Source organism: Noviherbaspirillum sp. L7-7A, from assembly GCF_019052805.1.
Taxonomy (GTDB): domain Bacteria; phylum Pseudomonadota; class Gammaproteobacteria; order Burkholderiales; family Burkholderiaceae_D; genus Noviherbaspirillum_A.
On record NZ_JAHQRJ010000001.1, the window covers coordinates 527,180 to 548,342 of the forward strand.

Sequence of the window (21,163 nt, forward strand, 5' to 3'; positions counted from 1 at the left end):
AGGGCGGTTTGCGGTTTCCGGCGGCGAATCGCCGCCATCCATGAGAACATGCGGTGTCTTTTTTGCATGCCCGTCAGCTTTCCCGGTTCCGATGTCTACTCAACGCGCCTTTTTCCACCGCATCGCCAACTGGGCATCCCATGCCTGGCGGCGCATCCGCTTTGGATATCGGGTACTGAACCGGGTGACGCATCATGCATTGAGCCTGGCGCTCACAGGACTGCTGGTGCTGTATTTTCTGTTTTGCGGCACCGTGCTGATGCTGCGTTATGTTGTTCTGCCGAATATCGACCGTTATAAGCCTAATGTCGAACAGATGGCCAGCAAGGCATTGTCGCGACCGGTCAGCATTGCCACGATCCACGCCTCCTGGCATGGCCTGAATCCCCATCTGGTGCTCAATGATGTGGTCGTGCACAACCGCAACGGCCAGGCAGCGCTCAGCCTGCCGCAGGTGTCTGCCACCCTGTCCTGGAGGTCGCTGATGGCGGCTGACCTGCGCCTGAACTACTTGCAGGTGGACCGCCCGGACGTGGAGGTGGAGCGCAGCGCCGAGGGCATCCTGTATGTCGGCGGCGTCGAGATCCAAAAGGGCGGCGCGGACGATGGCAGGGGATTGGAATGGCTGCTGTCACAGCGCGAGATCGTGGTGCGCAATGGCTGGATCCGGTGGCGTGATGCGCAACGCGGCGCGCCCGAACTGCGCCTGGAAAAGGTGGATTTCCTGCTGCGCAACCAGTGGCGGCATCATCGTTTCGCGCTGAAGGCGACGCCGCCGGCCGAACTGGGTGCGCCGATGGACGTGCGCGCCGACTTCAGCCATCCGTCGTTTGCGCGCCGCATCTCGGATGTGCGGCGCTGGACCGGCACCGTCTATGCAGACTGGCGCGACACCGAGCTGGCACGCTGGCGTCCGTACATTGACTATCCGGTCGAACTGCGTGAAGGCAAGGGTTCGGTACGCGCCTGGCTGGATTTCGACCAGGCCAGGGTAGCCGGTTTCACTGCCGACCTGGCGCTGGCCGGCCTGTGGACCCGGCTCGCGCCCGAACTCGAGCCGCTGAGGTTGAAGCAGGCACAGGGCCGCGTCGCCGCCAGCGAGGTGATGGGCGGCGGGGAGGAGGGAGTGCCGACGCTGGGCGCGTTCGGGCATGCCGTCGCGCTGAGCGATTTTTCGATGGAAACCGACGATGGCCTGAAGCTGCCGCCCACGACCATCAGCGAAACCCATATCGCCGCCACCGATAAGACGCCGGCACGCACCGAGGTACGCGCCACGCTGCTCGATCTGCAGGCCATCGCCAGCTTCGTCGGACGGCTGCCGCTGGATGAAACCCGGCGCCACCTGCTGGCCGACATCGCGCCACACGGCAGGCTGCATGATTTCACGGCCGGCTGGCAGGGCGAGTTCCCGGAAATTTCTGCCTACCAGGTCAAGGGTCGATTCAGCGGCCTGTCGATTGCGCCGCGGCCGGCGAGAGACGAGCAGCCAGCCACGCCGGGTTTTGCCAATCTCACCGGCAGCATCGATGCCAGCGAACGCGGCGGCGGCATCATGCTGGCATCGACCGATGCCACGCTGCATCTGCCGGGCCTGCTGTCGGAAGCGGCGCTCCCGTTCGATACCCTGGGGCTGCAGGCGAACTGGGTCAGGCGCCAGCAGCAGTTGCAGATCGACGTCGGCCACCTGCAGTTCAGCGAGCAGGGCATGACGGGCCAGTTGAGCGGCAAGTACCTGGCCAGGCTGGCCGATGGCCATCTCGCCGGGCCGGGTACCGCGGACCTGACCGGCAAGCTCGATGGCTTCGACGTGGCGCAGATAGGTCGTTTCCTGCCTGTCGCCACGTCGCCCCGGCTGCGCGCATGGCTGACCGGCGCGCTGGAGGCGGGCCGTGCGCGGGATGTCGCGCTGGTATTGAAGGGTGACCTGGCGCATTTCCCATTCGCGGCCAGCCAGCGCCAGAAAGGCCAGTTTCTGGTCAGCGGGAAAATCGAGGATGGCCGCCTCAACTACACGCCCGGCGACGCTGTCGGCGATGCCGGCAGGCCGCTGTGGCCGCTGCTGGAAAGGATCAACGGCAAGTTCACCTTCGAACGCAGCCGCATGGAGATCCATGCGGACAGCGCCCAGACCAGCAAGGTCAGGCTCAGCAATGTCGATGCGGTGATCGCCGACCTTGCCGATCATGCGCATTTGCTGGAGATACGGGGCGCGGCAAGCGGTGCGCTGGAGGACTATCTGGAGTTCACCAGGAACAGCCCGGTCGCGGAATGGATAGGCCACTTTACCGAGGAAAGCCAGGCCAGCGGCGGCGCCCGGCTGGCGCTCAGGCTGCAATTGCCGCTGGCGCAGTTGAAGGAAACCAAGGTGCAGGGCACGCTGCAGTTCCAGAACAATGACATCGTGCTGCAACCGGCGATTCCACCGCTGCTGCAAACCGCCGGCGAACTGAAGTTTCATGAGAAAGGCTTTTCGCTCAACGGCATACGCACCGCTTTCCTGGGCGGCCAGGCCAGCGTGACGGGCGGCAGCCAGCGCGACGGCACGATCGCCATCCGCGCCGACGGTGCGATGACAGCCGACGGCTTGCGCGCCACCTATCCGGCGCCGACCATGCAGCGGCTGCTGGCGCATGTCAGCGGCGGCAGCCGCTACAGCGCCCAGATCAACGTGAAGAACAAGCGCCCGGAAATCGTGGTGGAATCCAGCCTGCAGGGCCTGGGCCTGGACTTTCCGGCGCCGCTGAAGAAGGCCGGCAACGATGCCTTGCCTTTCAGGTTCGACATGGCAGCGGCGCCGGGAAGCCCGGGCGCCGAGCTGCGCGATGAACTCAGGCTGACCCTGGGCCGGATGATGGAAGCCCGCTACAGCCGCCGCAAGCCGGACGACAGGAATGCGGCATGGCGGGTGGTGCGCGGCGGCATCGGCGTCAATGCGCCTGCGCCGCAGCCGGACAGCGGACTGGTCGCCAACCTGGCGGTAGACCGGCTGGATGCCGATGCCTGGCGCGCCACCGCATCGGCCATCGTCGGCGAGAAGGCTGACGGCAGCGCCGGCGGCGGCAGCAACGCCAAGGGTGCAGGCGACGGCGACATGGGCCAGTATGTCGACCCGGACACCCTGGCGGCACGCGCCACTGAACTGATCATCATGGGCAGGAAGCTGGAAAACGTGGTGGTCGGCGCCTCCCATGACGACAATTCCTGGCAGGCCAACATCGACTCGGCCCAGGCCAGCGGCCATGTCACCTGGAACGAGTCGCGCTCTGGCCGTGGCCTGGGCAAGGTGAGCGCCCGGCTGGCGTCGCTGATCATTCCACAGTCTTCGGCATCGGACGTGTCCGATCTGACGGAAGAGAAGGGCGCCACCACCCAGATTCCGGCGTTGGACATCATCGCCGACCGCTTCGAGCTCGGCGGCAAGAAGATGGGCAGGCTGGAACTGGCCGCCAACAACGCCCGGGTCAATGGGCAGCGCGAATGGCAGATCAGCAGGCTGTCGATCGCCAATCCGGACGGCGCGCTCAACGCCACCGGCAAATGGATCATCCGCAATGGCGAGAACGCATCCAGCCTGAACTACAAGCTCGATGTCGCCGATGCCGGCCGGCTGCTGGAACGCTTCGGATTTGCCAATGTGCTGCGCGGCGGGCGCGGCACCATGCAGGGCGACCTGAACTGGGTCGGCCTGCCGTTTTCAATCGACATGGCGACCCTGTCCGGCCAGATGCAGCTCGACATGGCGGCAGGCCAGTTCCTGAAGGTGGATCCGGGCGCGGCCAAGCTGCTCGGCGTGCTGAGCCTGCAATCCCTGCCGCGCCGCCTGACCCTGGACTTCCGCGACCTGTTTTCCGAGGGTTTCGCTTTCGACGGCGTGGTGGCCAACGCCAGCATCAGCCATGGCGTGATGTACACCGACAACTTCAAGATGCGCAGCGTGACGGCTGCGGTGCTGATCGACGGCTCGGTCGACATCGTCAAGGAAACCCAGAACCTGAACGTGGCGGTGCTGCCCGAGATCAACGTGGGCGCGGCATCCGTTGCCTATGGCCTGATGGTCAACCCGGTGATCGGTCTTGGCACCTTCCTCGCGCAACTGGTGCTGCGCGACCCGCTGACTGCCGCCTTCACGATGGAATACCAGATTGCCGGCTCCTGGAAAGACCCGGCGATCAGCAAGGTCGACCGTCACAACCGCAAACCGAATGCGATGGCCGGGGCCGCCGCAGACAACCAGGGAAAGCAGGCAAGATGAACAGGATCGCTGCGATACAGATGATTTCCACGCCCGACGTGGCGGAGAATTTGGCAACCGCCCGCCGCCTGGTGAGCCGCGCCGCACAGGACGGCGCCAGCCTGGTACTGCTACCGGAATACTGGCCGATTTTCGGCATGCATGAAAACGACAAGCTCGCGGTGGCCGAACAGCCAGGCGCCGGCCCGATCCAGGACGCGATGGCATCGATGGCGAGCGAACTGGGCATCTGGCTGATCGGCGGCACCATGCCGCTGGTTGCCAGCGAGCCGGGCAAGGTGCTCAACACGCTGCTGGCCTACGGGCCGGACGGCCGCTGCGCCAGCCGCTACGACAAGATCCACCTGTTCGGCTTCACCCGCGGCGAGGAAAGCTATAACGAGTCGCGCACCATCGCACCGGGACGGTCAGTGCAAACCATGGAAACGCCGCTGGGCCGGGTCGGCCTGTCGGTCTGCTACGACCTGCGCTTCCCGGAACTCTACCGGGCCATGGGGCCATGCAACCTGATCGTGGTGCCGTCCGCCTTCACCTGGACCACCGGCCAGGCCCACTGGGAAATCCTGCTGCGTGCCCGTGCCATCGAAAACCAGTGCTACGTGCTGGCCGCCGCCCAGGGCGGCCGCCATCCCAACGGCCGCCGCACCTGGGGCCACAGCATGCTGGTCGATCCCTGGGGCGACGTGAAGGCCGTGCTGCCGGAAGGCGAGGGCGTGGTCTGCGGCGACGTCGATCCCGGCACGCTCGACACCGTGCGCACCAATCTGCCGGCGCTGAACCATCGGGTACTTTGATCCACTGATCCTTCGGATCACATAAAGCGCGGCAATCGGTTAATCTGTGTGGGAAATTTCGGCGGCGTTTTCCGTCCGGCCCAGACCAGTTCACATCAGCCCAGTTCAGTTCAGATCACTTTCCACACCATGAAACCATTCGAACCCAACATCCAGACCCTGTCTCTCGCCCGCGATGTGCTGCTGACGCCGTTCGGCCTCGACGAATCGCGGCTGATCCATGTGCTGGGCACCATGTTTACCCACAAGGTGGATTATGCCGACCTGTATTTCCAGTTTACCAAGAGCGAGGGCTGGAGCCTGGAAGAGGGCATCGTCAAGACCGGCAGCTTTTCCATCGACCAGGGCGTCGGCGTGCGCGCCATTTCGGGCGAGCGCACCGCGTTTTCCTATTCGGACGACATCTCCGAATCGGCGCTGCTGGAAGCGGCGGCCGCCACCCGCACCATTGCCCGCCAGGGCGCGGGCCGGGTCAAGGTTGCCGCCAGGGTGCAGCCGTCCGGCGGCCGTTCGCTGTATCTGCCGCATGATCCGCTGAGTTCGCTGGACGCGACCGAAAAGGTCAGGCTGCTGGAGCGCGTGGAGCGCATCGCCCGTGCCAAGGATCCGCGCGTGGTGCAGGTAATGGCTGGCCTGGCCGGCGAATACGACGTGGTGCTGGTGGTGCGCAGCGACGGCGTGCTGGCCGCCGACATCCGGCCACTGGTGCGTCTGTCCGTCACCGTGATCGCCGAACAGAACGGGCGGCGCGAGATGGGCAGCTCCGGCGGCGGCGGCCGCTACAGCTATGCCTATTTCACCGACCAGATGCTGGAAACCTATGCCTCCGAAGCGGTGGCGTCGGCCTTGGTCAATCTCGATTCCCGACCGGCGCCGGCCGGCCCGATGACGGTCGTGCTCGGCCCCGGCTGGCCTGGCGTGCTGCTGCACGAGGCCATCGGCCACGGGCTGGAGGGCGATTTCAACCGCAAGGGTTCCAGCGCGTTTTCCGGCCGCATCGGCGACCGGGTTGCGGCCAAGGGCGTCACCGTGGTCGACGACGGCACCCTGGCCGATCGCCGCGGCTCGCTCAACATCGACGACGAGGGCAATCCGACGCAATGCACCACGCTGATCGAGGACGGCATCCTGAAGGGCTATATCCAGGACACCATGAATGCCCGCCTGATGAAGATGCCGGTGACCGGCAACGCCCGGCGCGAGTCCTTCGCCCATCTGCCGATGCCGCGCATGACGAACACGTACATGCTGGGCGGCGACTGCGATCCGCAGGAAATCATTGCCTCGGTGAAGAACGGACTGTATGCGGTCAACTTCGGCGGCGGCCAGGTGGATATCACCAACGGCAAGTTCGTATTTTCCGCCAGCGAGGCCTACATGATCGAGGATGGCAAGGTGACCTATCCGGTCAAGGGCGCAACGCTGATCGGCAACGGCCCGGACGTGCTGAACCGGGTCTCGATGATCGGCAACGACATGCGTCTCGATTCCGGCATCGGCGTCTGCGGCAAGGAAGGGCAGAGCGTGCCGGTAGGCGTGGGGCAGCCGACGCTGCGCATCGACGGTGTTACTGTCGGCGGCACAGCCTGATCGATAGGCGCTTGCCAAACCGGAAGATTTGCTGCACTATTGACCCGGAATTTTTCACAGCAAGCGCTTTACTCATGACCTTCGCCCGTTTTCACTTTTATTTTTACTTTAGCTATTCCAGCCCCAAGGCGGTGGAAAAGCGGTAAGTTCACGTAAAAGCAAGACGAACGAAACAAACCGAGATTCTGACAAAACCGCCAGCGATGGCGGTTTTTTCGTTTTACAGACTGAAGAACCTGGACTGGAGAGAACATGCCGCGCACCGATGACTTACGCATACGAGAATTGAAAGAACTGCTTCCCCCCTCTCACCTGATCCGCGAATTCGCGTGTTCGGACAAGGCCGCGACCGTGGTTGCCGAGTCGCGCAACGCGCTGCATCGCATTCTCCACGGACAGGACGACCGCATGATGGTCGTGGTCGGTCCGTGCTCGATCCATGACACCGATGCCGCCATGGAATACGCGCATCGCCTGGCCGCCGAGCGCGAGCGCTTCAAGGGCGACCTGGAGATCGTGATGCGGGTCTACTTCGAAAAACCACGCACCACGGTGGGCTGGAAGGGCCTGATCAACGATCCCTACATGGACAACAGCTTCCGCATCAACGACGGCCTGCGCATGGCCCGCGAACTGCTGCTGAACATCAACGAGCTGGGCTTGCCGGCCGGCACCGAGTTCCTCGACATGATCAGCCCGCAGTATGTGGCCGACCTGATCAGCTGGGGTGCAATTGGCGCCCGCACCACGGAGTCGCAGGTGCATCGGGAACTGGCGTCCGGCCTGTCCTGCCCGGTCGGCTTCAAGAATGGCACCGACGGCAATATCAAGATCGCAGTCGACGCGATCAAGGCGGCTTCCCAGCCGCATCATTTCCTGTCGGTGACCAAGGGCGGCCACTCGGCCATCGTCTCCACCGGCGGCAATGAGGACTGCCACATCATCCTGCGCGGCGGCAAGGCGCCCAACTATGATGCCGCCAGCGTGGAAGAAGCCTGCAAGGCGATCGCCGCCAATGGCCTGGCAGCGCGGGTGATGATCGATGCATCCCATGCGAACAGCTCGAAGAAGCCGGAGAACCAGGTGCCGGTGTGCGCCGACATTGCTTCCCAGGTAGCCCGCGGCGATACCCGCATCGTCGGCGTCATGGTGGAGTCGCACCTGGTGGCCGGCCGCCAGGACCTGATACCGGGCAAGGAATTGACCTATGGCCAGTCGATTACCGATGGCTGCATCGACTGGGACAGCAGCGTGCGCGTGCTGGAAGGCCTGGCCGAAGCCGTGCGGCAGCGGCGGCTGCATGTGGAAGAAGAATAAGGATAGCCAGATATCACAAGGCCGGGCAGCCGGCTTTTTGTTTGGCGCGGCTCTCTTTCAACCCGCCGTTAATTGTCCCGTGACGGTGATGCCTGAAGCGATGGTGGGGTGAATACCCTGCAGGAGCATTCCACGGCCTCAGCCGTTGCAAGCGCCGGGCTGGCGTGGCTACCGTGGCGGCATCGCGTAATGCCCCTTCGGGGTATTACGCCCCACGAAGGCGTCATGGGAGGCCTGGCCCATCTCTCAGTAACGCTTCTGCAGCGTCATCTGCTCGCCGCTGCGGCGCATTTCCGTACGGTTCAGGAAAGACATGCCCAGCAATGCCAGCGGCAGGCCCTGTTCCTGCACCAGCGCATCGACCTGGCTCAGTTCCAGGTCGCCAACCCGGACCGTATCAAGCCGCACACGATAGGCCGGGGCCATGCCATTGGCGGTGCTGACCATGCCCGGCTGGCCACGCCGGTAATCGATGCCCATGCGCTGTGCATCCGACGCCGGCAGCGCAATCAGCGATGCACCGGTGTCGACCAGCATGCGTACCGGCTTGCCATTGACCATGGCCTCGGCAAAGAAATGGCCGCGGCCATCGGCCTGCAGTACCGTGCTGGCCTGCGTGGCGGCAGGCTGGCGATTGATGTGGCTGCCCAGCGCGATCGTCTCGCGCCGGCCATTGGATTCCAGCGTCGCGCCATTCTGGTCGGCTGACACCAGCCGTGTGCCGGATGCGACCTGGCTGCCCACCGCATAGGTGCGCGGGCCGGCGCCGTCGACTACCAGCACCGCCTTGCCCGGAAACAGGCCGACCACGCTGATGTCAGCGGCCTGCGCCGCCGGCAATGCGCACAGCAGCGCCAGCCATGCGGCGCGCACGGGCCTGGCCGCGCCTTCAGTCACGGAAATTGTTGAATTCGAGCGGCAGGTCGGCCACTTCCTTGCGCAGCAACGCCATCGTGGCCTGCAGGTCATCGCGCTTGGCGCCGGTCACGCGCACCGCTTCGCCCTGGATGCTGGCCTGCACCTTCATCTTGCTGTCCTTGATCAGGCGCACGATTTTCTTGGCGGCGTCGGACTCGATGCCCTTGCGGATCTTGATGATCTGCTTGACCTTGTCGCCGCCGATCTTCTCGACCTTGCCGATATCGAGGAAGCGTACGTCCACGTTGCGCTTGGTCAGCTTGGCAGTGAGCACGTCGCGCACCTGGCCCAGCTGGAAATCGCTGTCGGCATAGCCGGTCAGTTCATGTTCCTTCTGCTCGATGCGGGCGTCGCTGCCCTTGAAGTCGAAGCGGGTCGAGATTTCCTTGTTGGCCTGGTCGAGCGCATTGCGCACTTCCACCAGGTTGGCTTCGGATACTACGTCGAACGATGGCATGGAATGTCCTTTGCTGGCGCGCCGGCGGCGCTGTATGGGTTGCTATATTGGTATGCGGGCGGACATTCTAGCGGACAAAAAACCGGGTGGCTAGGAGCCTGCGCGGCAGAAGGCTTTGATGCGAAACGCGCGAAAAACGAGTGCGGTTTGGTAGCACCGACAAGCCCAGGGTGGACCGCTGGGCGCAGGCGGTGATGCCGGACTGGACCGTTTTCTCGCGCGTTGCAGCCGCCGACCCTTCTGCCGCGCAGGCTCCCAGCCCGGCTATAATCCCCGGCCTATGGCTTCCGTTCCTACCCTGCAATCCGGCGTATCGCTGCGCCCCTTCAATACCTTTGGCATCGATGCCAGCGCCCGGCTGCTGCTGCCGGTGCATGGCGCCGACGACCTGCGCGCCGTGCGCAATGATCCGGCGCTGCGCAGCCTGCCGCGGCTGGTGCTGGGCGGCGGCAGCAACCTGCTGCTGACCGGCGATTTTCCCGGCCTGGTGCTGCATATGCGCGGCCAGGGCATCGCCATCGTCGGCGAGGATGCGCAGGCCACGCTGGTGCGCGCCGCCGCCGGCGAGAACTGGCACGGCCTGGTGCAATGGACATTGGCGCATGGCCTGGGCGGCATGGAAAACCTGTCGCTGATACCGGGCAGCGTCGGCGCCTCGCCGATACAGAACATCGGCGCCTATGGCAGCGAACTGAAGGACTGCTTCCATTCCCTGACCGCATTCGACTTCGACACCGGCGAGCTGCTGACGCTGGACCGCGCCGCATGCGAATTCGGCTATCGCGACAGCGTGTTCAAGCACCGCCTGCGCGGCCGCGCGGTGATCCTTGATGTGACCTTCGCGCTGCCCAGAGCCTGGCAGCCCGATCTGCGCTATGCCGAACTGGCCCAGGAAGTCGCGGCACGCGGCCTGTCTGCGCCGAAGCCGGCGGAAATCAGCGAGGCGGTGATCGCGATCCGGCGGCGCAAGCTGCCCGACCCGGCCGCGATCGGCAATGCCGGCAGCTTCTTCAAGAACCCGGTGGTGTCATCCTCCCAGCGCGATGCCCTGCTGGCCTTGCATCCGCAACTGGTGAGCTACGCGCAAGGCGACGGCAGCTACAAGCTGGCGGCGGGATGGCTGATCGACCAGTGCGGCTGGAAAGGCAGGACCATGGGCGCGGCCGGCGTGTATGAGAAGCAGGCGCTGGTGCTGGTGAACCGCGGGGAGGCGCGTGGCGCGGATGTGGTCGCGCTGGCGACCGCGATCCAGCGGGATGTCGAGCGCCGGTTCGGCGTGATGCTGGAGCCGGAGCCGGTGTTCGTCTGATGCATGAAAGGCAGGGCGCATTGCGCGCCTTGCCTTTTCAATCGATGCTGCCGTTCAGCCGAAATGGCAGACGTAGTCCAGCATTTCCAGCGTCACGATGTCGAAGCTGGAATTGCCGGGCACGCTGAACTGCTGGCCGCCTTCATATTCCTTCCAATCGTCCTCGCCCTGCAGGCGGATGCGGCACTTGCCCGCATTGAGTTCCATGATTTCCGGCGCGCCGGTGTTGAACACCAGGTTGGACGGGAAAATCACGCCGACCGATTTTTTGCTGCCGTCGGCCATCACGACGGTGTGCGAGACGCACTTGCCGTCGAAGTAGACATTGGCCTTCTTGATCACCGAAACATTGTCGAACTGCTCGCTCATGGTGCTTCCTTCCCTGAAAATGAAAGGGACCCGGCATGGGTCCCTTGCTGTGCTGGCTTGAGGATTACTGACCGCGCTTGGACCGGGCCATCGCGGCAATGCGCATGCGCAGCGCATTGAGCTTGATGAAGCCGCCGGCATCGGCCTGGTTGTAGGCGCCGCCGTCTTCGTCGAAGGTGGCGATGTTCATGTCGAACAGCGAATCGGTCTTGGAGTCGCGCGACACCACGATCACGTTGCCCTTGTACAGCTTGACGCGCACCCAGCCGTTGACGCTTTGCTGGGTATGGTCGATCAGGGTCTGCAGCGCGACGCGCTCCGGCGACCACCAGTAGCCGCTGTAGATCATCTGCGCATAGCGCGGCATCAGGTCGTCCTTCAAATGCGCGACTTCGCGGTCCAGCGTGATCGACTCGATCGCGCGGTGCGCGCGCAGCATGATGGTGCCGCCCGGGGTTTCATAGCAGCCGCGCGACTTCATGCCGACATAGCGGTTTTCCACCAGGTCCAGGCGGCCGATGCCATGCTTGCCGCCGAGGCGGTTGAGCTCGGTCAGCACCGCGGCCGGCGACAGGCGCTTGCCGTTCAGGGCAACGATGTCGCCCTTCTCGAATTCGATGTCGAGATATTCGGCCTGGTCGGGCGCCGCTTCCGGGCTGACGGTCCAGCGCCACATCGATTCCTCGGCTTCCGCAGCCGGGTTTTCCAGGTGGCGGCCTTCGAAGCTGATGTGCAGCAGGTTGGCGTCCATCGAGTAGGGCGCGCCGCCGTTCTTGTGCTTCATGTCGACTTCGATGCCGGCGTCTTCCGCGTACTTCAGCAGCTTCTCGCGCGACAGCAGGTCCCATTCGCGCCACGGCGCGATGATCTTCACGTTCGGCATCAGCGCATAGGCGCCCAGCTCGAAGCGGACCTGGTCATTGCCCTTGCCGGTGGCGCCGTGGGAAATGGCGTCGGCGCCGGTTTCCCTGGCGATCTCGATCAGGCGCTTGGCGATCAGCGGGCGGGCAATCGAGGTGCCCAGCAGGTACTCGCCTTCGTAGACCGTGTTGGCGCGGAACATCGGGAACACGAAGTCGCGCACGAACTCTTCGCGCACGTCGTCGATGTAGATATTTTCCGGCTTGATGCCGAACTTCAGCGCCTTCTGGCGTGCCGGCTCCAGCTCTTCGCCCTGGCCGAGGTCGGCGGTGAAGGTGACGATTTCACAGTGGTAGTTGTCCTGCAGCCATTTCAGGATGACCGAGGTGTCGAGGCCGCCGGAGTAGGCCAGCACGACTTTATTGATGTCGCTCATTGGAGTGCTTTCTTTAAAACAGGGTATCGATAAATTACTGCGCAGACACGCGGCCCAGCACCAGGTATTCGAGCAGGGCTTTTTGCACATGCAGCCGGTTTTCCGCTTCATCCCAGACCACCGACTGCGGACCGTCGATGACTTCAGCCGACACTTCCTCGCCACGGTGGGCCGGCAGGCAATGCATGAACAGCGCATCCGGACGGGCGCGCTGCATCTTGGCGCTGTCGACGATCCAGCCGTCGAACGCCTTCAGGCGCTCGGCATTCTCTTCCTCGAAGCCCATGCTGGTCCAGACGTCGGTGGTGACGAGGTCGGCATCCTGGCAGGCGTCGGACGGATTGGCAAACACGGTATAGCGGTCGTTGTCGTCGGCCACCAGGGTCTGGTCGATGTCATAGCCGGCCGGCGTGGATACGTTCAGGTGGAAGCCGAATACCTGCGCCGCCTGCAGCCAGGAATACAGCATGTTGTTGGCGTCGCCGATCCACGCCACTGTCTTGCCGGCGATGCTGCCGCGGTGCTCGATGTAGGTCAGGATGTCGGCCAGCACCTGGCAGGGATGATGCTCGTTGGTCAGGCCATTGATCACCGGCACCCGTGAATTCGCGGCGAAACGCTCGATGATGTCCTGGCCGAAGGTGCGGATCATGATGATGTCGCACATGCGGGACATGACCTGCGCCGCGTCTTCCACCGGCTCGCCGCGACCGAGCTGGCTGTCGCGGGTGTTGAGGTAGATGGCCGCGCCGCCCAGCTGGTGCATGCCGGCTTCGAACGACAGCCGGGTGCGGGTGGAACTCTTCTCGAACACCATCACCAGCGTGCGGTCTTCCAGCGGATGGTAGGGCTCGTAATTCTTGAACTTGTGCTTGATCACCCGAGCGCGTTCAAGGACGTACTCGAACTCGTCCAGCGTGAAGTCGGAGAACTGCAGAAAGTGTTTGATTGCCATAAATGAAAACGGCGGCGAGGGTGGCGCCTGCCGCCGAAGTTCGTCAATTTGCTGATTATAGGTGAGTTTTTTGCGAAAAGACACTTGTTGCCTGCACGCGCGAGGCAGCGGGCGGATTATCGCAATGCTCTGCGACGGGCTTGCGTGGTGCAATGAACTGCGTTGAGCCTCTGCAGACTTCTTTGCTCTTGAGCCTGCGGCGTCTTGATCCGGCTTCGCGACGGGCTTTGGCAGCGTCATTTCCAGATGGTTAGCGTCAACGGTGTTTGGATTGCGATCGGGCAGGTCACTGCCTTTCACCGCAACGGCATTTTGCGCTTGGTTACCAAACCTGTTCAGGAGATTCTTGCATCTCTTGTCAATTCTGCTGATCGCCGTCAAGGCTGCACAGCTCCACGTGATAATCGAAGACCAGGGAAATCATGGATAAATTTACATCGTCAATAAAGCAATTCCTCAGTAATTTGGGAAATGGCGAGGTTACAACCGCAGAAGACGCCAATCGTCCCGGAGCAGGGCGCGAAGCCGGACAACGGACTGCGGGCACCGGTATCAAGCTGCGCGAACGTGAAGTTGAACAGAAAGGAACACTGGCCGGGGTTTGGAACCCGGTGTCGGAAAATGCGTTTGAAAGGGATGATGCCTGGGCCGATGCATTGAGCCAGGATGACTTCAAGTTGATCGTCTCCCGCATGATGGGAGGCGTCAATATGCAGTATGTAGCGCTTGACATGAATACTGCCATTGCAAATTTCAACCACCTTCTCAAGAAATTAAAGGAAGAAGACCAGGTACAGATAAACAGGGTCCAGCATTTGGGCCGCATCTACGTCAATTCCGGACTTCACTTCGGCCCTCACGCCGTATTAAGCGATGCGCAAATCCTGTCCGTGCTGCATCGTGCAGTCCGCGAGATGGGCGACAGGGAGCCCCTCAGGTTCCATACCTATTTTTTCAACAGCAAGAACAACAACTCGTCGACGGCACACGCCTGTCTGCCTGCACCAGCATCGTCGTCTTGATAGAGGCCTGGCTGGCCGGGATGCATGGTCCGAAAGGACCGGCTAATACCCGATTGTCTGCATCGACTCATGCCGCAGCTGCGCATACAGCGCATGCCGCATCGGCGCGATACGGCCTTCCTTCACGCCGGCCAGCACCGCGCAGTCGGGCTCGCTGATGTGATGGCAGTTATAGAACCGGCAATGGCCCAGGCAGGGCGCGAATTCAGGGAATGCGCGCTCCAGCATGCCTTCGGTCAGCTGGTGCAGGCCGAATTCCTGGAAGCCGGGGGAATCGATCACCGAGGTGGTTTCATCGATCGCATACAGCCGGGTGAAGGTGGTGGTGTGCTTGCCGGTGTCGAGCGCGGCGGAGATCTCGCGCACCGCGATGTCGGCGTCCGGCACCAGCAGGTTGATCAGCGAGGACTTGCCCATGCCGGACTGGCCGATGAAGATCGACGACTGGCCTTGCAGCACCGGCATCAGTTTCGCCACCGCATCCTCCGGCGCGGTGCGGGCCGAGACTTCATGCACCGGATAACCCAGGCCTGCATACAGCGCCAGGCGCTCGCGGGTCTTTTCCAGGGAAGCGGTGACGTCGATCTTGTTCAGGATGATGTGGGCTTCAACGCCCGCCGATTCGGCCGCTACCAGCGCGCGCGAGATCAGGTCGTCGGAGAACGCCGGCTCGGTCGCCACCACGATCAAAAGGCGCGTCACGTTGGCCGCCAGCAGCTTGGACTTGTACTGGTCGGAGCGATAGAGCAGGGTGCGGCGCTCCTGTATGCCTTCGATCACCGCCTGGTCCGAAGAAGTCATCTTCAGCGTGACAGTGTCGCCCACGGCGACGTCGCTCCTCTTTCCCCGGGTGACGCAATGCAGCCTCTGCTGGCCCGCTTGCGCGACGTAGTGGCGGCCATGCGCCGCGATGATGACTCCGCTGGCGGCGCTCATGCGGCCCTTGCGTTGGCCAGCAGCCGGTTGATGCGCACGGTGGCCGGCGGATGGGAATCGTAGAACGCCGAATGCAGCGGGTCGGGCGTCAGCGTGGAGGCATTGTCCTCGTACAGCTTGACCAGCGCCGACACCAGGTCCTGCGCATTGCTGTGCTTCGCGGCGAAGGCATCGGCTTCGAATTCATGCTTGCGCGAGCTGATCGAGGTCAGCGGCGAGAACAGGAAGGCGAAGACCGGCAGCGCCAGCATGAACAGGATCAGCGCCATTGCATCATTGGGCACGCCGGGAATCGGGTCCACGCCCAGGCCGGCATAGAACCAGACCTGCGTCTTCAGGTAGCCCAGCAGGGCCAACAGCGCCAGCGACAGCGCAAACATCACGACGATGCGCTTGACGATGTGCCTGAGCTTGAAATGGCCCAGCTCATGGGCAAGTACCGCCTCGATCTCCTGCGGCGCCAGGCGCGCCAGCAGGGTGTCGAAGAACACGATGCGCTTGGCCGCGCCAAAGCCGGAGAAATAGGCATTGCCATGGGCGCTGCGCTTGCTGCCATCCATCACGAACAGGCCCTTGGAAGCGAAGCCGACGCGCTGCATCAGGCTTTCGATGCGGGCACGCAGGCTGTCGTCGGACAGCGGCGTGAACTTGTTGAACATGGGCGCGATCACGGTCGGGTAGAGCACCAGCATCAGCAGCTGGAAGCCGCTCCAGACAAACCAGGCATACAGCCACCACAGGTCGCCGGCCTTGTCCATGAGCATCAGGATCACCCAGACCAGCGGCAGGCCGATCAGCACGCCCAGGGCCGCGCTCTTCATCATGTCGGAGAAGAACAGCGCCGGCGTCATGCGGTTGAAGCCGAATTTCGCTTCCAGCACGAACTTGCGGTAGTACTCGAAGGGCAGGTCGATGATGCCGGAGATGGCGGCGAAAGCGGCCAGCAGCGCGATCTGGTACGTCATGCCGGGGCCGGTGATGTTGAGGATGGCCACCGACAGCCATTGCAGCCCGCCCAGCAGCGTGAAGCCAACCAGCACCGCGGTATTGACGAACAGGGTGATGAGACCGAAGCGGCTGCGCGCCACCGTGTAGTCGGCCGCTTTCTGATGCGCCGCCAGCGGTATCCTTTCGGCAAACTGGGCCGGCACCGCGCCGCGATGGCCCTGCACATGGCGGACATGGCGCCACAGCAGCCAGCAACGCACCGTCAGCGTGGCCAGCAGAAACGCAATGAACAAAATGGAAAAGCCGTGTGTGGACATGCTATGCCTGTGAGAAAATGCGGACAAACCGGAGGAAAAACAAATTATGTCACAAGCCACCCAAGTCGACGGGCGGGCCGCCATTCCGGCACGGCCCAATGAATTCAACCTGGTCTGGGTCGATATGGAAATGACCGGACTTGATCCCGACACCGACCGCATCATCGAAGTCGCCGTTGTCGTTACCGATCCCCTTCTCAACATCCTGGCCGAAGGCCCGGTGTTCGCCATCCACCAGAGCGACGAGATACTCGACGGCATGGATGCCTGGAACAAGGGCACCCACGGCCGCTCCGGCCTGATCGACCGCGTCAAGGCATCCACCGTCAGCGAAGCCGACGCCGAGACCGCACTGATCGATTTCCTGAAACACTTCGTGCCGGCCGGCAAATCGCCGATGTGCGGCAACACCATCTGCCAGGACCGCCGTTTCATGGCGCGCGGCATGCCCAGGCTGGAAAGCTTCTTTCACTATCGCAATCTCGATGTATCCACATTGAAGGAACTTTGCCGCCGCTGGAAGCCCGAACTGATTGCGGGCTTCAAGAAGCATCAGAAGCACACTGCGCTGGCCGATATCATCGAGTCCATCGAGGAACTGCGTTACTACCGCGAGCATTTCATCAAGGCATGAGCCCGGCGGGCCGCGGCCCGCTCATCAGTCCATCCGAAGCAGCACATGCGTCATGCCCGGGAATAGGAACTTATCGACAGTCACTATTTTTTTGGAGCGCCATGATTATCCCTGCCTTCATCTGCGATGCGATCCGCACGCCCTTCGGCCGCCATGGCGGCATCCTTTCCACCTTGCGCGCCGACGACCTGGCCGCCATTCCGCTGGCGGCGCTGATGGTGCGCAACCCCGGCGTCGACTGGGAACAGTTGAATGATGTGCTGCTGGGCTGCGCCAACCAGGCAGGCGAGGATAACCGCAACGTCGCCCGCATGGCCGCGCTGCTGGCAGGCCTGCCGGTCGGCGTGCCCGGCGCCACCATCAACCGGCTGTGCGGCTCGGGCATGGACGCGGTGGGCACGGCGGCACGCGCGATCCGTGCGGGCGAAGCGGCCATGATGATCGCCGGCGGCGTCGAGTCGATGAGCCGCGCGCCGTTCGTGATGCCCAAGGCCGAGTCGCCGTTTTCACGGCATGCCGAGATCCATGACACCACCCTCGGCTGGCGTTTCGTCAACCGCCTGCTGCAGGCGGAGTACGGCACCGAGTCGATGCCCCAGACCGCGGAAAACGTCGCACGCGAATTCAACATCGAGCGCGAGGCGCAGGACCGCTTTGCGCTGGCTTCCCAGCAGAAAGTGGTGCGCGGACGGCGCGAAGGGTTCTTCGGTGAGGAAATCACGCCGGTCACGCTGGCGCAGAAGAAGGGCGACCCGCTGATCGTGACGGAAGACGAGCATCCGCGCGCGACCTCGCTCGAGGCGCTGGCGGCGCTGCCGCCCTTGCTGGGGCCGGAAGGCACGGTTACCGCCGGCAATGCGTCGGGCGTCAACGATGGCGCCTGCGCGCTGCTGCTGGCCTGCGAGAAGGCTGCCTACAAATACACACTGATGCCGCGCGCCCGCGTGCTCGGCATGGCCACCGCCGGCGTGCCGCCGCGGGTCATGGGCATGGGGCCGGCGCCGGCGGCGCGCCGGGTGCTGGTGCAGGTCGGCCTGACCATGGACCAGATGGATGTGATTGAGCTCAACGAAGCCTTTGCCGCGCAGGCGCTGGCGGTGCTGCGTGACTGGGGGCTGCAGGACGATGATCCGCGCGTGAACCAGAACGGCGGCGCCATCGCGCTGGGCCATCCCCTGGGCGCGTCGGGCGCGCGGCTGGTGATGACGGCGGTGCGGCAGCTGCATCGCACCAAGGGCCGGTTTGCCCTGTGCACGATGTGCATCGGCGTGGGGCAGGGCATTGCGATCGTGCTGGAGCGGGTGTAGCGCGATAGCGCTTGCAAAACAGCAGTTCTCCCATGTGCAATGGCGCACTGCGTAAAGGCAGTGCGCCATTTTCCTGCCGTGCTTAACCCCTGCCGGCTACAGCGGCGCCGGCTCCGTCGTTTCCGGCGTGGTGACGGCAACGGCGTCGATGGACTCCGGCTCGGTGTTGTCCGGGCTGGTGCCTATCAGCGCCTGCACCTTCGCGAGGAAGGCATCGGCCGGGCCGGGGTTGGCGGCCTGGCCGCCGTCATTGCCATTGCCATGGTCGTTGCTGGAACCGCCGCAGGCGGCCAGCGCCAGCAGCAGCGCCAGCGCGACGTAGGATCGCTTGGTCATCATCGCCTGCTCCTTAATTGTTGGTGGCGCCCGACAGCGGCGTGGTCAGGTAGGGGAAGGTAGCCTGGTAGTCGGCGGCGGTCTTGCGCACACCATCGGTCAGTACGAGGCCGCCAGCGGGCGCATCCGCCGGCTTGCAGCCGACCTGCAGCGCATCTGCCGCACCGGTCAGCACGCACAGCGCGCCCATCGCCACCCGCAACGACAGGTCGGTCACGTCGTCGGCCGGACGGCGGCCGTTGGGGAAGCCGGCATTGTCGCCGGCCGCCACGCCCAGCGGACTTTGCGAGGCCGCCGGCGTGGCCGCGATCGAGGTGTTCAGGCGCAGCATTTCCGAGGCGGTCACGTTGGCCGGCTGGTTCACGCCCTTGATGCCCTTGAGGAATACGGTCACCAGGTCAGTGCGCGGGAAGTTGGTGGGCGCCTTGGCCGCGGGGAACAGGGATTCGATCAGCTTGGGCAGCGCCGGGTTGGTGACATAGTTGGCGAACTGGGCATCGTTCTGCGGCTTGGATGCATTGAAGCGGTCCTTGTCGTCCAGGCCGATCACGACTTCATTCACCAGAGGCATGCCCAGCCGCGACACCTGGGTCCACGCGCCGCCTTCCTTGCTGGCATTGGCCAGGCCGGAGGCAGGCGCCGGATTGGCGAGACGGCCCTGGCGCACGCTGGCGGTGGTGTAGCCACCGATCACCGGGTCGCCTGCGGCGGCCAGGCAGGCTGCCGGCACTTCCAGCGCGATGGTGCTGACATTCTTCTGTTCGAGGTCATTCCTGTTGCCGCCGACTTCCGGTCCGAGCGGGTTCAGGTTGACCAGGTCGAAGATCTTGCCGACCGCGATATAGAACGGCTCCTTGCGCTGGCCGACGAACACCCGGCCATTGCCGCAGCCGGGAATGGCGACGTTGTAGATGTGCTGGTTGGCATAGGCCGCATAGCCGCCGGGGAAGGACTTCTCGCCGATGTTGTCGACCGGCTTGTCGAATTCCATGCCGCCGGCCGACAGGTTGGTCAGGCTGGCGCGCTGTCCGCTGCGACGGTCGCCGCGCACCATGCCCACCGTATAGGTTTCGCGCACGTTCAGGCTGGCCGGGTTGATGCCATCGACCGGGCCGGAATTGATCAGCGGTATCAGTACCTGCTTGTCGCCGACCGGCAGCGCGGTGCGCTTGGAAGTGCTCTTGAAGCGGAACTGGAAGGTGATGTCTTCCTTGGCGTCGCCATTGTTGTCGATGTGGATTTCGTACAGCGCGTTGGGATCGAACTGGTTGAAGTTCGGGCCGCCCTGCGGATCCTGGAACGGAATGTAGTTGGCCAGCAGCGTCACGTAGTCCTGCCGTCCGCTCTCGTAGCTGCGAAACATGTAGAAGTCGGTGCCGTCCACCTTGGGCGCGCCGGTAATGTAGGGGCCTTCGCGATGGCTGGACGCGGCGGCGGGCAGTGCAAACGCGCCGGCCACGGCAGTGGCCAATAAGGTGGTTTTCAGCAAGGGCAGGGCAAGTCGCATGGTCATCTCCTCGGTTGGATGGAGCCGAACGGATTCGGCACAACGGAACGCTGTGATGACTTGTATGCAGCGGCAGGCTAATCGGATTCAACTATTTTCGCGACCTGCCAGGCCTTTGTTTTCAATCAATCCTTACCCGTCTGGTCCGGCCCGGCGGCAGCGCCGCAGCATTTCTTGTACTTCTTGCCGCTACCGCAGGGACAGACGTCATTGCGGCCCGGTGCGGCGGTTTCATGCCTGACCGTGGTCACCGCCGACTTGCGCAACGGCGCCCAGAACTTGTGGATATGCGGTATCGCCGCCTCGACCTCGATGGTCAGCTTGTGGCATTTGCCCGGATCGTCGACCAGCGCCAGTTCCTCTTCCTCGATCTCTTCCGCGCCCAGCAGGTAGATCGGCCGCAACAGCGGCGCCAGCGGCGATTCATAGATCGGCTGCCAGGCATCGGCACGCAGCTGCATGCCTTCCCAGAAGCCCCAGGCCCAGGCTTCGCCGTCGAGCACGGTGCGGCCATTCCACTGGTGCTCGCAGAACAGCGGCTCGAATTCCTTGGGCGCCACCTCGAAGGTCATCGCCACTTCATTCATGAAGCGCGCGATCAGCGTGGTGATGCGCTGGGCTTCCCTGTCGTTCTTGAAGGCCGGCGCATCCTCGGGCGTGGCGCCCCAGACCCGTGGCAGCCATTCGGCAAACGGCACTTCCTGCGGGCCGATGGCCAGTGCAGTCAGGTAGCCGTGCAGCGCATCCATGGTCATGCAGTCGTCGCCGCAGCGGTCCGAAAGCAGGAAGGTGTCGAGTTCGTTGAATTCCTTGTCGGAAAGCGGTTCATCCAGATGCATGGCGTTTGAAATGAGAGAGAAGCGGGGCGCCTAGTTTAACCGTTCGGGCGCGTCCG

The 21,163-nt window shown here is 63.7% G+C and carries 18 protein-coding genes; 8 read left to right on the plus strand and 10 right to left on the minus strand.

Annotated elements, in window-relative coordinates:
* The first annotated feature begins 91 nt into the window (after positions 1 to 91).
* The 4 genes from KTQ42_RS02395 to aroG all read left to right on the plus strand — a co-directional run bounded on the left by KTQ42_RS02395 (position 92) and on the right by aroG (position 7,956).
* Positions 92 to 4,255: a YhdP family protein gene (locus KTQ42_RS02395; protein WP_217344048.1), complete on the plus strand. Its 4,164-nt coding sequence runs from the start codon at positions 92 to 94 to the stop codon at positions 4,253 to 4,255.
* Positions 4,252 to 5,049: a carbon-nitrogen hydrolase family protein gene (locus KTQ42_RS02400; protein ID WP_217344049.1), complete on the plus strand. Its 798-nt coding sequence runs from the start codon at positions 4,252 to 4,254 to the stop codon at positions 5,047 to 5,049. The genes KTQ42_RS02395 and KTQ42_RS02400 overlap by 4 nt, the downstream gene beginning before the upstream one ends.
* Before the next feature lie 129 nt (positions 5,050 to 5,178).
* A complete protein-coding gene (tldD, locus tag KTQ42_RS02405; RefSeq protein ID WP_217344050.1) occupies positions 5,179 to 6,639 on the plus strand; it encodes a metalloprotease TldD in 1,461 nt (486 codons plus the stop codon).
* Positions 6,640 to 6,891: 252 nt separating this feature from the next.
* Positions 6,892 to 7,956, plus strand: a complete 1,065-nt coding sequence (gene aroG, locus KTQ42_RS02410; RefSeq protein ID WP_217344051.1) for a 3-deoxy-7-phosphoheptulonate synthase AroG — start codon at positions 6,892 to 6,894, stop codon at positions 7,954 to 7,956.
* A 246-nt stretch (positions 7,957 to 8,202) separates the two neighbouring features.
* Here the strand turns inward: aroG and KTQ42_RS02415 are convergent, their stop codons facing one another.
* Together KTQ42_RS02415 and KTQ42_RS02420 are read right to left on the minus strand one after the other, a co-directional pair.
* The gene (locus tag KTQ42_RS02415) at positions 8,203 to 8,853 is read right to left on the minus strand and encodes a TIGR02281 family clan AA aspartic protease (protein WP_349292115.1); all 651 of its coding nucleotides are present in this window, start codon (positions 8,851 to 8,853) and stop codon (positions 8,203 to 8,205) included.
* Complete coding sequence (locus tag KTQ42_RS02420; protein ID WP_217344053.1) at positions 8,846 to 9,331, minus strand: YajQ family cyclic di-GMP-binding protein; 486 nt, start codon at positions 9,329 to 9,331, stop codon at positions 8,846 to 8,848. The genes KTQ42_RS02415 and KTQ42_RS02420 overlap by 8 nt, the downstream gene beginning before the upstream one ends.
* A gap of 280 nt (positions 9,332 to 9,611) precedes the next feature.
* On the opposite strand from KTQ42_RS02420, the gene murB reads away from it, so the two are divergent.
* Positions 9,612 to 10,640 (plus strand): UDP-N-acetylmuramate dehydrogenase, encoded by a 1,029-nt coding sequence (gene murB / locus KTQ42_RS02425; RefSeq protein WP_217344054.1) that lies wholly within the window; start codon positions 9,612 to 9,614, stop codon positions 10,638 to 10,640.
* 54 nt (positions 10,641 to 10,694) lie between these two features.
* Here murB and KTQ42_RS02430 read toward each other — a convergent pair whose 3' ends face one another.
* The 3 genes from KTQ42_RS02430 to argF form a co-directional block, all read right to left on the minus strand.
* Positions 10,695 to 11,009, minus strand: coding sequence for a pyrimidine/purine nucleoside phosphorylase (locus tag KTQ42_RS02430; protein ID WP_217344055.1), 315 nt, complete (start codon positions 11,007 to 11,009; stop codon positions 10,695 to 10,697).
* Between the two features lie 64 nt (positions 11,010 to 11,073).
* Positions 11,074 to 12,306 (minus strand): argininosuccinate synthase, encoded by a 1,233-nt coding sequence (locus KTQ42_RS02435; RefSeq protein ID WP_217344056.1) that lies wholly within the window; start codon positions 12,304 to 12,306, stop codon positions 11,074 to 11,076.
* Positions 12,307 to 12,340: 34 nt separating this feature from the next.
* Complete coding sequence (gene argF / locus KTQ42_RS02440) at positions 12,341 to 13,261, minus strand: ornithine carbamoyltransferase (RefSeq protein ID WP_217344057.1); 921 nt, start codon at positions 13,259 to 13,261, stop codon at positions 12,341 to 12,343.
* Between the two features lie 422 nt (positions 13,262 to 13,683).
* On the opposite strand from argF, the gene KTQ42_RS02445 reads away from it, so the two are divergent.
* Positions 13,684 to 14,283, plus strand: a complete 600-nt coding sequence (locus KTQ42_RS02445; RefSeq protein ID WP_217344058.1) for a hypothetical protein — start codon at positions 13,684 to 13,686, stop codon at positions 14,281 to 14,283.
* Between the two features lie 42 nt (positions 14,284 to 14,325).
* Here the strand turns inward: KTQ42_RS02445 and rsgA are convergent, their stop codons facing one another.
* Complete coding sequence (rsgA, locus tag KTQ42_RS02450; protein WP_217344059.1) at positions 14,326 to 15,219, minus strand: ribosome small subunit-dependent GTPase A; 894 nt, start codon at positions 15,217 to 15,219, stop codon at positions 14,326 to 14,328.
* Complete coding sequence (locus KTQ42_RS02455) at positions 15,216 to 16,484, minus strand: M48 family metallopeptidase (protein ID WP_217344060.1); 1,269 nt, start codon at positions 16,482 to 16,484, stop codon at positions 15,216 to 15,218. The genes rsgA and KTQ42_RS02455 overlap by 4 nt, the downstream gene beginning before the upstream one ends.
* Before the next feature lie 46 nt (positions 16,485 to 16,530).
* On the opposite strand from KTQ42_RS02455, the gene orn reads away from it, so the two are divergent.
* Together orn and pcaF are read left to right on the plus strand one after the other, a co-directional pair.
* Entirely contained in the window at positions 16,531 to 17,118 is a 588-nt protein-coding gene (orn, locus tag KTQ42_RS02460; RefSeq protein ID WP_217344061.1) for an oligoribonuclease, read from the plus strand.
* Between the two features lie 101 nt (positions 17,119 to 17,219).
* Positions 17,220 to 18,425, plus strand: coding sequence for a 3-oxoadipyl-CoA thiolase (gene pcaF / locus KTQ42_RS02465; RefSeq protein WP_217344062.1), 1,206 nt, complete (start codon positions 17,220 to 17,222; stop codon positions 18,423 to 18,425).
* A gap of 96 nt (positions 18,426 to 18,521) precedes the next feature.
* On the opposite strand, the gene KTQ42_RS02470 is transcribed toward pcaF, so the two are convergent.
* From KTQ42_RS02470 to KTQ42_RS02480, 3 genes are all read right to left on the minus strand, one after another.
* Positions 18,522 to 18,764, minus strand: a complete 243-nt coding sequence (locus KTQ42_RS02470; RefSeq protein ID WP_217344063.1) for a hypothetical protein — start codon at positions 18,762 to 18,764, stop codon at positions 18,522 to 18,524.
* Between the two features lie 10 nt (positions 18,765 to 18,774).
* On the minus strand, positions 18,775 to 20,268 hold the full coding sequence (locus tag KTQ42_RS02475; protein ID WP_217344064.1) for a DUF4331 domain-containing protein: 1,494 nt from the start codon (positions 20,266 to 20,268) through the stop codon (positions 18,775 to 18,777).
* A gap of 125 nt (positions 20,269 to 20,393) precedes the next feature.
* A complete protein-coding gene (locus KTQ42_RS02480; protein ID WP_217344065.1) occupies positions 20,394 to 21,107 on the minus strand; it encodes a UPF0149 family protein in 714 nt (237 codons plus the stop codon).
* Positions 21,108 to 21,163: the final 56 nt, after the last annotated feature.